This window comes from Rhodococcus sp. SJ-3, assembly GCF_051918125.1.
Classification (GTDB): Bacteria; Actinomycetota; Actinomycetes; order Mycobacteriales; family Mycobacteriaceae; genus Rhodococcus.
Window position 1 is genome coordinate 5,046,564 of sequence record NZ_CM123306.1, and the last position, 11,350, is coordinate 5,057,913.

Consider the following 11,350-nt stretch of genomic DNA (forward strand, 5'->3'; position numbering starts at 1 on the left):
GCTCAGCCCTCCGTGCCCGGAGCGTGGGCAGCCAACTGCTCGGATGTGGCCGCCAGCAACTCGTTCCACGAAACCTCGAACTTCTCGACGCCTTCGTCCTCGAGTTTGCGGAAGACATCGGGCAGGTCGACACCGATCTTGGTGAGCGCATCGAAGACCTGCTGGGCGGCCGCGATGTTGCCGGTGACGGTGTCGCCGGTGATCTCACCGTGGTCGGCGACGGCCTCGAGGGTCTTCGCCGGCATGGTGTTGACCGTGTTCGGCGCCACGAGGTCGGTGACGTACAGGGTGTCGGGGTAGTCCGGGTTCTTCACGCCTGTCGAGGCCCACAAGGCCCGCTGAGGGTGGGCACCAGCGGCCTCGAGTGACGGGAACCGCGCGCCGGTCTCGAACGCCGCCCGGTACGCAGCGTAGGCGAGGCGGGCGTTGGCGACCCCCGCCTTGCCGCGCAGAGCGAGCGCGGCGTCGGTGCCGATCTCGTCGAGGCGCGGATCGATCTCGGTATCGACGCGGGAGACGAAGAACGACGCCACCGACCGGATCTGCGACAGGTCGTGGCCCGCGGCCTTGGCGGCGGTGAGACCGTCGAGATACGCGTCGATCACTCGTTCGTAGCGGTCGACGGAGAAAATCAGCGTCACGTTCACGCTGATGCCCTCACCGATCACCCGGGCGATTGCGGGCAGCCCCGCGACCGTCGCCGGGATCTTGATGAACAGGTTGGGACGGTCGACGATCTTCCACAGCTCGAGTGCCTGCTCGACTGTCTCGTCGGTCTTGTGCGCCAGGCGGGGATCGACCTCGATGGACACACGTCCGTCGAGGCCTCCCGAAGCGTCGAAGACCGGGGCGAGCACATCGCATGCCGCCCGCACGTCGTCGGTGGTGGCGGCGAGGATCGTGGCGTCGACATCGGCGCCGGCGGCGGCGAGGTCGCGAATCTGCGAGTCGTACGCGTGGCCCTTCGACAACGCCGCCTGGAAGATCGACGGATTGGTGGTGACGCCCACGACACTGCGGGTGGCGACGAGTTCGGCGAGGTTGCCGGATTCGATGCGCTCACGCGACAGGTCGTCGAGCCAAACCGACACGCCTTCGGCGGACAGCTGCGCCAATTTCTCGTTCTGAGTGGAAACCTGCTGGGTCATCGGGGTCATCCCTTCACGCGGGTGAGCGAGCGGCGGGCAGCGTCGACGACGGCCTCGGCGGTGATGCCGAACTCGCGGTACAGAGTCTTGTAGTCGGCCGAGGCGCCGTAATGCTCGAGTGAGACGGCTTCACCCGCATCCCCCAGCAGTCGGTACCAGGACATCGCCAGACCGGCTTCCACCGAAACACGGGCCTTGACCGACGGTGGGAGCACCTCATCGCGGTACGCCTGATCCTGCTCGAGGAACCACTCGAGCACCGGGACCGACACCACTCGCGTCGGGACACCGCCGGCTTCGAGCGTGTCGCGGGCGGCGACCGCGAGTTCGACCTCGGAACCGGTGGCGAGCAGCACGACCTCGGGGGTGCCGTTCGACGCCTCGGCGAGCACGTAGGCACCGCGGGCGACGCCCTCTGCCGCCTTCTCGCGTGTCCCCTCGAGCACAGGAACGTTCTGACGGGTCAGGGCGAGCGCTGTGGGGCCGGTGCGGTTCTCCAGTGCCGACTTCCACGCAAACGAGGTCTCGTTGGCATCCGCAGGACGGATCACCGCCAGATTCGGGATGGCGCGCAGCGCGGTGAGGTGCTCGATCGGCTGGTGGGTCGGGCCGTCCTCACCGAGACCGATCGAATCGTGCGTCCACACGTAGATCGCCGGGGTCTGCATCAGCGCAGCGAGACGCACCGCGGGGCGCATGTAGTCGGAGAACACGAGGAACGTGCCGCCGTACGGACGGGTGGGACCGTGCAGCGCGATGCCGTTGAGGATCGATCCCATAGCGTGCTCACGGATGCCGAAGTGCAGGGTGCGGCCGTACGGCTGTGCAGTCCAGTCCTTCGTCGAGATGGAGGCCGGGCCGAACGACTCGGACCCGGCGATCGTGGTGTTGTTGCTGCCCGCGAGGTCGGCGGACCCACCCCACAGCTCGGGCAGGATCGGGCCGAGGGCAGCGAGTGCCTTACCCGAGGCGGCTCGCGTGGCCGGTCCCTTCTCGGTCGGCTCGTAGGTGGGAAGTGCGTCCACCCACCCCTCGGGGAAGCTGCCCTCGTGCAGGCGGTCGAACAGTTCCTTGCGCTGCGGTTCACGCTCGGCCCACGCATCGAAGTCGGCCTGCCAGGCCTCGCGGGCCTTGGTGCCGCGATCGACGACACGGCGGGTGTGCTCGATCACCTCGGCGGCGACATCGAAGTTCTTCTCGGGGTCGAACCCGAGGGCCGTCTTGACCGCGGCGACTTCGTCGGCGCCGAGCGCGGCCCCGTGCGCGTCGCCGCTGTTCATCTTCGTCGGGGCGGGGTAACCGATGATGGTGCGCACCGAGATGAACGACGGCCGGTCGGTGACGGACTTGGCGTTCTCGACGGCCTCGAGCAGCGCGGAGACGTTCTCGCCGCCCTCGATGGTCTGTACATGCCAGCCGTAGGCCTCGTAGCGCTTGGAGACGTCCTCGCCGAGGGCGATCGCGGTGTCGTGCTCGATGGAGATCTTGTTGTCGTCGTAGAAGACGATCAGGTTGCCGAGTTCCTGCACGCCGGCGAGCGAGGACGCTTCGGACGTGACGCCCTCTTCGATGTCGCCGTCGGAGGCGACGACGTAGATGTAGTGGTCGAACGGACTCGCGCCCGGCGCGGCCTCGGGGTCGAACAGGCCACGCTCGCGGCGGGCGGCCATCGCCATGCCGACGGCGGAGGCCAGCCCCTGACCCAGCGGCCCGGTGGTCATCTCGACACCGGCGGTGTGGCCGTGCTCGGGGTGGCCGGGCGTGAGTGAACCCCACGTGCGCAGTGACTCGAGGTCGGCGAGTTCGAGTCCGTAACCGGACAGGTACAGCTGCACGTACAGCGTCAGGCTGGAATGTCCGCACGAGAGCACGAAGCGATCACGACCGACCCACTTCGGATCGGTCGGGTCGTGTCGCAGAACCCGCTGGTAGAGCGTGTAGGCCAGCGGAGCGAGGCTCATAGCGGTGCCCGGGTGCCCATTTCCGACCTTCTGGACGGCGTCGGCGGCGAGAATCCGCGCGGTGTCGACGGCCTTGGTGTCCAGGTCGGTCCAGTCGGCGGGATGGACCGCCTCGGTGAGGGTGCGGATCTCGTCTGTGATCGACACGAGCAGAAGTCTCCTGACATGGGTGTACGGGGTGCCGGCGGGTGTCAAAGCCCCACGCGCTCCTCCAGACTAATGCCCGGTGGTGAGCGGGTCGATTCGGTGCGCAGATGGCTGCGGTCTACCATCGTCCGTAGTAGTGGCGCGTCCGAACGACCGGGCGACCGTGAGCGGGCGAGCGAAGGTGCGTATTCGCGTGGTACAAGGAGACAGTGTGCGAGCAGGGCGGCGACCAGGAGGTCACGGCTTGGGCGCCCCGGAGGTTCCCGCCACGCCACGACCGGATACCGCGTGGGGTCGTCTTTCCGGCACGGTGCTCGCCTATATCGCGTTGACCAAGCCGCGTGTGATCGAGTTGCTGCTCGTCGCGACAATCCCCGCGATGCTGTTCGCAGACCGTGGCAGCGTCGACATCGTCCTGATCCTGAGCACCCTCTTCGGCGGGTGGATGGGTGCCGCGAGCGCGAACGCGCTCAACTGCGTCGTCGACGCCGACATCGACAAGGTGATGAAACGCACGGCGCTGCGGCCTCTCGCGCGCCAGGCCGTTCCGACCCGCAACGCCTTCGTGTTCGGTGTGGTGTTGGGGCTCGCGTCGTTCCTGTGGTTGTGGTGGCGTGCGAATCTTCTCGCGGGCCTGTTGGTCGTGGCGACCATTGCGTTCTACGTGCTCGTCTACACGATGGTGCTCAAGCGCCGCACGTGGCAGAACGTCGTGTGGGGCGGGGCCGCCGGATGCATGCCGGTCATGGTGGGCTGGGCCGCGGTCACCGGGTCCCTGAGCTGGGAACCGATCGTATTGTTCCTGGTGATCTTCTTCTGGACTCCGCCGCACACCTGGGCGCTCGCGATGCGCTACAAAGAGGATTACAAGGCCGCCGGGGTGCCGATGCTCCCGGTGATCGCCACCGAGCAGCACGTGACCAAGCAGATTCTGTTCTACACGTGGGCGACGGTCCTCGCGACACTGGTCATCGTGCCCGCGGCCGGCTTCATCTACGCAGTGGTGACGGTGCTGGCGGGGGCGTGGTTCCTTTATGTCGCGCACCAGCTGTACAACAGCGTTCGCGGTGGCGCATCGGTCAAGCCGCTCAAGCTGTTCCTGCAGTCCAACAACTATCTGGCCGTGGTGTGTCTCGGTCTCGCGGTGGACTCGGTGCTGGACCTGTCGACCATCACGTCGTACTTCTGACCCGTTTCTGCGATCACCCCGGTTTCCCACCTCGGTTCGGGAAACCGGGGTGATCGCGTGCATCGCCGTGTCAGGGGAGCAGCACGATCGAACCGGTGGTGCGCCGTGACTCGAGGTCGGTGTGGGCCCGGGCGGCGTCGGCGAGGGGATACGTCGCGCCGACCCGGATGTCGAGCGTCCCCGCTGCGATCGCCGCGAACACGTCGCCGGAACGCCAAAGCAGTTCCTCGCGGGTCAGGGTATGGTGCGCCAGCGTCGGACGGGTGACGAACAACGATCCGGCCGGGTTGAGTCGCTGCAGATCGAACGGGGGCACTGCGCCGCTGGCGGCCCCGAACAGTGCCAGCGTGCCGCGGATACGCAGCGACGCCAGCGACGCCTCGAAGGTCGCGGCACCGACCCCGTCGTACACGGCGGCGACTCCGTCGCCGCCGGTGCGCGCCCGGACCTGCTCGGCGAGATCCTCGCCGTACCGCAGGACCTCAGCGGCACCCGCCTCCCGCGACAATGTCTCCTTCTCGTCGGTCGAGACCGTGGTGATCACGCGGACGCCCTTGGCAACCGCGAGCTGTGTCAGTAGCAGCCCGACACCGCCGGCTCCCGCATGCACGAGCACGGTGTCGCCGGGCTGCGCCGGATAGGTCGACTCGATCAGGTAGTGCGCGGTCATTCCCTGCAGCAGCACCGACGCGGCTTGCTCTGCGGGAACCGTGTCCGGGACGGGCACTGCCACGGAAGCCGGGACGCGGACCAGTTCGGCGTAGGAGCCCGGTGCCGCGCACCACGCCACACGCTGCCCGACGCTGATGTCGTCGACATCGGCGCCGATGGCCACCACCGTGCCGGTACCTTCCGAACCCGGGATGTGCGGTAGATCCGTGCTGTACATCCCGGTCCGGAAATAGGTGTCGATGAAATTGACGCCGATGGCCTCGGTCCGGACGAGCAGGTCGCCGGGGCCGGGTTCGGGATCGGGGAGTTCGGCGGGGACGAGTACTTCCGGGCCGCCGTGCTGTGCCACTTGGATTGCGCGCATACCGCCACAGTATTCTGCAGACATGAGCGTCGAAACCCAGACCACGCAGGCACCGGCCGACATCGTCTCGTCCCTCCGCAGCTTCGTCGCCGAGCACGGCGAAACCGCCAAGGCGGTCATTCAGCCCGTCGGGTATGCCGGCGTGCGGATCACCGTCGTCGCCGAGGACGGTGTGCTCGGTGATCGTATGGTCGCCGACCTGCCGACCGCTCACGCGGTCGTCGCGGCACTGCCCAACGTCACCGTCTCCGGATGGGAGCGTGAGGTCACCAGTATCGCCGATCCGGCCCGGGGGCACTGGAAGAAGATGGCGGGTTGGGTCGCAAATCAGACTCGTTTCCCGAAGGCACGTAACGAACGCTGAACGGAACTCTCAGAACGACACTTCGGCCGCCCGAGTTCATCGGGCGGCCGAAGTGGTATCTGCAGGAATGGTCACACCGTGACCGGCTCGCGGTGGGGCGAGTGGGTGCGGATCCGACCTGCGGCCCAGACCGCGGCGGTGGCGGCGGTGCACAGTCCGGCCCCTGCGACGTGGAACACCACGAGCACCGCCGGGACATCGGTCCAGAACTGCACGAGACCGATGCAGGACTGCGCGACGACGAGGGCCAGCACGACCTTGAGGCGAAGCTTCACAGCATTCGTGGTCTCCACCGCATACACGGCGAAGGTGAGGCCGACGAGCAGCGCCAGATACGCGACGAGCAGTTCGGCGTGCAGGTGCACGAGTGTGGTGATGTCGATATCCAGTCGCGGCACAGGCCGGTCGATGCTCTTGTCTCCGGCGTGCGGGCCCGCCCCGGTGACCATCGTCCCGGCGATCAGGACCCCGGCCAGCGCGGCACCGGACAGCGCGGTCAACCACCGCAGTGGCTGCGGGAGAATCTGCACCACCGCACCGTCGTCGGGTTCGCCGACCTTCGCGAAGAGCACGGTGGCGAGCCAGACCATCACCATCGACACCAGCAGGTGGATCGCGACGGTCCACCACAGCAGGCCCGTCAGGACGGTGATGCCACCGATGATGGCCTGCAGCACGGTGCCTGCGGGCATCAGCCACGCCCAGGCGATGACCTCACGGCGACGGCGCGCGCGTGTCACCGCAAGCACAATTGCGGCCGCGACGAGCACCACGACGAAGGTGAGCAGGCGGTTTCCGAACTCGACGATCTGGTGGAGCGTGTTCACGCTGCTGGATACGCCGACCGGAACCAGGGACCCGGGGAAACATTGCGGCCAGGTGGGGCATCCGAGACCGGATGCGGTCACGCGTACCACCGAGCCGGTCACCGCGATACCGCCCTGCACCACGATCGACAGAAAGGCGATAGCCCGCTGGGTCCTAAGGGACGGCAGAGGGAGACGGTCGACAAGGCTCAGGTAGCCGCGATACAACACGGAGACGATAGTACGACTCCGTCCACTACGGCCTGTAGTTGGGTGGTTCGGGCAAGGATCAGATGAAGCGGAACCACCGGCTCGCGGCCGCGCCGCCGATCAGGGCCCACACCGCCATCACGACGATGGACAACCAGTCCACGGCCCCTGCGATCGCCGAGTCGAGCGAGAGGGTCAAAGCACCCGACGGAACCAGACGCACGACGTGCACCAGGGCTTCGGGGATCACGTCGTCGAGTAGTACGACGCTGCCGATGCCGAGCAGCACGAACCACACGATGTTCGCGAGCGCCAGCACGATCTCCGCGCGCAGCGTGCCGCCGAGGAGCAGTCCGAGCGTCGCGAACATCACCGTTCCCAGCGCGATGACCACCGCTCCGATGATCAACCCCGTCGCGCTCGGGCGCCAGCCCAGCGCAAGTCCGATGGCGCCGAGAAGAATTGATTGCATCACTACTACGATGCCGACAGCAGTGCTCTTACCTGCGATGATGCCCCATTTCGGGAGCGCGGTCGCACCGATCCTTTTCAGTGCACCGTACCTGCGGTCGAATCCGACGGCGATTGCCTGGCCGGTGAACGCGGTGGACATCACCGCCACCATCATCACCGCGGGCAGCACCCGGTCCACGCGGGCGTCGCCGAGATCGCCGATCGGCAGGAGGGTGAGCCCGATCAGCAACGTGATCGGGATGAACATCGTCAGAAGGAGTTGCTCGCCGTTGCGCAGGAGCAGGGTCAGTTCCATCCGGGACTGTGCCACGAGCATCTTCACGGGCGCATTCGGTCGTGGGCCCGGTGTGAAGGTGCCGGGAGCGAAGCGATTGTCGGCCAGGCGGTCGCGGGATGTCACACTCAACCTCTCAGTTCCCGTCCGGTGAGTTCGAGGAATACGTCCTCGAGGCTGCGCTGGTCGACGCGGATCTCTGTGGCCAGCGCGTCTTGCTCGGCACACCACGTGGCTGCCGCGGCGACCACGGACGGATCGATATCGCCTTCGACGAGATAACGTCCGGGCAGCGCCTCGCGCACCCGGTGCTCCGCCAGCGCGGTCCGCAAGATGGCGACGTCGAGATCGGGTGGCGCCGACAGCCACAGTTGGCCCTCCGCACCGATCCGGGTGACCTCTTCGGGAGTTCCCGAAGCGACGACCTTGCCGTGATCGATGATGACGATCTCGTCGGCGAGTTCTTCCGCTTCGTTCATCAAGTGAGTGGTGAGCAACACGCTGACACCGTCGCGGCGCAGGGCGTCGATCAGTTCCCACACCAACAGCCGGGCCTGGGCGTCCAATCCGGCCGTGGGTTCGTCGAGGAACACCAGTTCCGGGCGGCCGACGAGCGCGCAGGCCAACGCGAGGCGCTGCTGCTGCCCACCGGAAAGCCGCCGGTACGGGGTGCGGCGCGAATCCTCGAGGCCGAGGCGCTGCAGGAGCCAATCCGGATCGAGCGGGTCGGCGGAGTAGGCGGCCACCAGATCGAGCATCTCCCCGGCCTTGGAACCCGGATAGGCGCCGCCGCCCTGCAGCATGACCCCGATCCGTGGCCGCAGGAGGTCGGACTGGGTGATCGGGTCGAGTCCGAGAACACGGACGGTGCCCTCTTCGGGGGTGACGAATCCCTCGCACATTTCCACCGTGGTGGTCTTACCGGCGCCGTTGGGACCGAGTAGAGCGAGCACCTGAGCGGGTTCGACTGTCAGGTCGAGTCCGTCGACCGCGGTCACACCCCCGAATTTCTTGACGACGCCGTCCAGGCGCACAGCGGGAGCCGCACCTGCGGCAGATTTCGAGGTCACGGGTTTCCAGCCTAGGCGTCGGCGGTCTCGGTGGGGCGCGCTGGTGCGTGATCTTCACCGCGCCACGGCAGCAGGGTGCGGGTCGCGACGATCAGAAGACCTGCGACCACGATCGTGGCGATGGCAGCCTGCACGATGATGAACGGTTGGTACTCGCCACCGTTGGGCATCAGGATCACGCTGACCACCGAGGAGAACACGATCGTCGGGATGCGGAAGACAGGTCGGGTCGCCCACGCAGCCAACGGAATTACCGCCCACAGCAGGTACCACGGTTGAACCACCGGGAACAACAGCACGATCGCACCGAGCGAGACACCCAGAGCACCGACCGGATGCAGTCGCCCCGTCAGCACTGCCAGCAGCATCCGCACAGTGACGAACGCCGCCACGAGCGCGGCGATTGGCCGTGTGATGGACAACACCGCAGTCGTGTGGTCGCCCAGGCCGAGTACGACTCCGGCCAGGCCGGTGCCGACGCCGAGCAGGGTGGGGATCGACATCCAGCTGCGGACCTCGGTGGCGGTGCCCAAGGTGTGTGTCCAGCCCAGCCCGAGGCCGCTGCCCCAACTGATCAACGCGATGACCGTGAGCGCGACGACACCGAGCGCCGCGGCTGCCGTGAGTACCGATCGCACCGATCCGCCCCACTTCCGCGCGAGGGCCATGCCGACGAAGCCGAGCGCGAGCAGTGAGGGGACCTTGATCATCGACGACAACGAGATCACAGAGGCGCCGGCCACGAGCCATGCGGCGACGTGCCACCGCGAGGTGCGGGCGGTGTCGCTGTAGACCCCGCGCAGTGCCAGTTCGACACCCGCGAGCATGAGCCCGAGCATCAGCGCTTCGTTGTGGATGCCCGCCACCAGATGGAACAGCAACAGCGGATTCGCGGCGCCGAGCCACAGCGCGCTCACCGGGGCCACCCCGCACCGTCGCGCCAGACGCGGCAGCGCCCACACGATCAGGGCGACGCCGAGCAGTGCGAACAGCCGGTGCACGAAGATGCCCGCGACGATGTTCTCACCGGTGAGGAAGGCAACCTTCTCACCGAGCCAGATGAACGCGGGTCCGTACGGTGCGGAGGTATCGCGCCAGATGTTCGGCACGGTCCGGGTCAGGACGTGATCGACTCCGAGCGCCCCGGCCGGCCCGATGCCGTACGGGTCCATGCCGCGTGCGGCGATCTCACTCTGCGCGAGGTAGGAATACACGTCCTTGCTGAACATGGGGGGTGCCACGACCAGCGGGAGGATCCACAGCAGCAGCGTGCGGTCGAGTTGCGACCGGGTCAGGCGACGCGGTTGCCCGTCGGGGTCGCGGCGTCCGATCGCGAAACGCCCGAGCAGGAGCCACGCGAGGACGACGAGGACGGTTCCCGTCATGGTCAGGGTCAGCGCGGCACTGGGCATCCGGGCGGCGAGCCCGAGCGCGCGGACGCCCTGCACAGGATTCTGCAGGACGGGCTGGGCACCGGCGCCGAGCGCGCCGATGGCCATCAGGACGGCGCCGGTCGCACCGAACAGCCGGATACGGTGCAGCTGGACGGTCTCGGTGGCATCGAGTCCGCGTCCTTCGGTCTCGTCGCCGTGCAGGACCGCGGCCACGTCGTGGCGTGCGCCACGGCCGTCGAGGCCGAAGACGCGTTGGACGAGCGTGAGCGCGCGGGTGCCGATACCGGTTCCGTCGGAGCGCGGATCCGAGGGGGAATCGGTTTCGGGTGGTGTCGACGGCACTCAGGAAGCGTAACGGGCGCCGGGAAAGCGCCCGGACGTGTCTGCCAGTGCCATCTAATCCCACTATTCCCGCGGTGAGGAAGGGCACCCTTGGTGGACCCGGGCTCTGAATTCCGTCACACTGGTGTTGTGAAAAGCCCGTCAGAGTTCGTGGAACATACAGAACGCGCAGGTCGAACACCTGCCGCGGGTTCTGTACGTCCATCGGCCGGACGCGAGCACCACGAAGGGCAGACCCGTGCCGCAGTCGTGAAACTGCTGGTCGAGAACGGGCCGATCACAGCAACCGACATCGGAGAGCGACTCGGCCTGAGCGCAGCAGGAGTGCGCCGCCACCTCGACGCACTCATCGAGTCGGGCGAAGCCCAGTCGGTGGTGCCGCCGCGAGCGAAGGCGCGGGGCCGAGGACGCCCCGCCCGGCGTTTCCAGCTCACTTCCCTCGGTCGTGCCCGACTCGGACATTCGTACGACGATCTCGCAGGCGCCGCTATGCGCCACCTGCGCGAACTCGGCGGTTCCGCCGCGATCGAAGATTTCGCGCGCCGCCGGGTCCAATCCATCGTGGGCGGTATCGAACCGGTCGAATCGGACGACGAGATCGACACGGTGGCCGATGAGATCGCCGCGGCATTCAGTGCGGCGGGATTCGCGGCGTCGACACGCCGCGTCGGGGCCGGCGTCCAGATCTGCCAGCACCACTGCCCGGTCTCCCATGTCGCCGAGGAGTTCCCCGAACTCTGCGAGGCCGAACAGGACGCATTCGTGCAGTTGTTGGGCAGCCACGTGCAGCGTCTCGCGACGATCGCGAACGGCGACGCATTCTGCACCACCCATGTGCCGGTGCTCCCGGCCAAGGAGCCGCCGAGCCCGTGATCCGCAGCGAACCGCAAGAGATCAGAAACACCAGACAACCCGAAGTTCGTCCGTCGGTACAG

At 67.4% G+C, this 11,350-nt stretch carries 10 protein-coding genes; 3 read left to right on the top strand and 7 right to left on the bottom strand.

Features of this window, described 5'->3' with window-relative positions:
- Positions 1-2: 2 nt before the first annotated feature.
- Positions 3-1,148, bottom strand: a complete 1,146-nt coding sequence (gene tal, locus ACTDXD_RS23560; protein ID WP_440124599.1) for a transaldolase — start codon at positions 1,146-1,148, stop codon at positions 3-5.
- A 5-nt stretch (positions 1,149-1,153) separates the two neighbouring features.
- Positions 1,154-3,256, bottom strand: a complete 2,103-nt coding sequence (tkt, locus tag ACTDXD_RS23565) for a transketolase (RefSeq protein ID WP_440124600.1) — start codon at positions 3,254-3,256, stop codon at positions 1,154-1,156.
- Positions 3,257-3,467: 211 nt separating this feature from the next.
- Here tkt and ACTDXD_RS23570 point away from each other — a divergent pair, with 211 nt between their 5' ends.
- Positions 3,468-4,445 (top strand): heme o synthase, encoded by a 978-nt coding sequence (locus ACTDXD_RS23570; RefSeq protein ID WP_440124601.1) that lies wholly within the window; start codon positions 3,468-3,470, stop codon positions 4,443-4,445.
- Between the two features lie 70 nt (positions 4,446-4,515).
- Here ACTDXD_RS23570 and ACTDXD_RS23575 read toward each other — a convergent pair whose 3' ends face one another.
- A complete protein-coding gene (locus ACTDXD_RS23575; RefSeq protein ID WP_440124602.1) occupies positions 4,516-5,481 on the bottom strand; it encodes a quinone oxidoreductase family protein in 966 nt (321 codons plus the stop codon).
- Between the two features lie 22 nt (positions 5,482-5,503).
- Between ACTDXD_RS23575 and ACTDXD_RS23580 the strand changes: the two genes are divergently transcribed.
- On the top strand, positions 5,504-5,845 hold the full coding sequence (locus ACTDXD_RS23580; RefSeq protein ID WP_169690557.1) for a hypothetical protein: 342 nt from the start codon (positions 5,504-5,506) through the stop codon (positions 5,843-5,845).
- A 71-nt stretch (positions 5,846-5,916) separates the two neighbouring features.
- Here ACTDXD_RS23580 and ACTDXD_RS23585 read toward each other — a convergent pair whose 3' ends face one another.
- The 4 genes from ACTDXD_RS23585 to mptB are packed head-to-tail and all read right to left on the bottom strand — an operon-like array spanning position 5,917 to position 10,415.
- Entirely contained in the window at positions 5,917-6,882 is a 966-nt protein-coding gene (locus ACTDXD_RS23585) for a COX15/CtaA family protein (RefSeq protein WP_440124603.1), read from the bottom strand.
- 58 nt (positions 6,883-6,940) lie between these two features.
- Positions 6,941-7,741: an ABC transporter permease gene (locus tag ACTDXD_RS23590; protein WP_440124604.1), complete on the bottom strand. Its 801-nt coding sequence runs from the start codon at positions 7,739-7,741 to the stop codon at positions 6,941-6,943.
- The gene (locus tag ACTDXD_RS23595) at positions 7,738-8,679 is read right to left on the bottom strand and encodes an ABC transporter ATP-binding protein (protein ID WP_440124605.1); all 942 of its coding nucleotides are present in this window, start codon (positions 8,677-8,679) and stop codon (positions 7,738-7,740) included. The genes ACTDXD_RS23590 and ACTDXD_RS23595 overlap by 4 nt, the downstream gene beginning before the upstream one ends.
- Positions 8,680-8,690: 11 nt before the next feature.
- A complete protein-coding gene (gene mptB / locus ACTDXD_RS23600) occupies positions 8,691-10,415 on the bottom strand; it encodes a polyprenol phosphomannose-dependent alpha 1,6 mannosyltransferase MptB (RefSeq protein ID WP_440124606.1) in 1,725 nt (574 codons plus the stop codon).
- Positions 10,416-10,508: 93 nt separating this feature from the next.
- On the opposite strand from mptB, the gene ACTDXD_RS23605 reads away from it, so the two are divergent.
- Positions 10,509-11,288, top strand: coding sequence for a helix-turn-helix transcriptional regulator (locus ACTDXD_RS23605; RefSeq protein ID WP_440124607.1), 780 nt, complete (start codon positions 10,509-10,511; stop codon positions 11,286-11,288).
- Positions 11,289-11,350 lie beyond the last annotated feature (62 nt).

What these genes read in the sequence shown, in the direction of transcription:
- tal (WP_440124599.1), bottom strand. Translation starts at nt 1,148, where the DNA reads ATGACCCAGCAGGTTTCCACTCAGAACGAGAAATTGGCGCAGCTGTCC.
- ACTDXD_RS23575 (WP_440124602.1), bottom strand. Translation starts at nt 5,481, where the DNA reads ATGCGCGCAATCCAAGTGGCACAGCACGGCGGCCCGGAAGTACTCGTC.
- ACTDXD_RS23580 (WP_169690557.1), top strand. Translation starts at nt 5,504, where the DNA reads ATGAGCGTCGAAACCCAGACCACGCAGGCACCGGCCGACATCGTCTCG.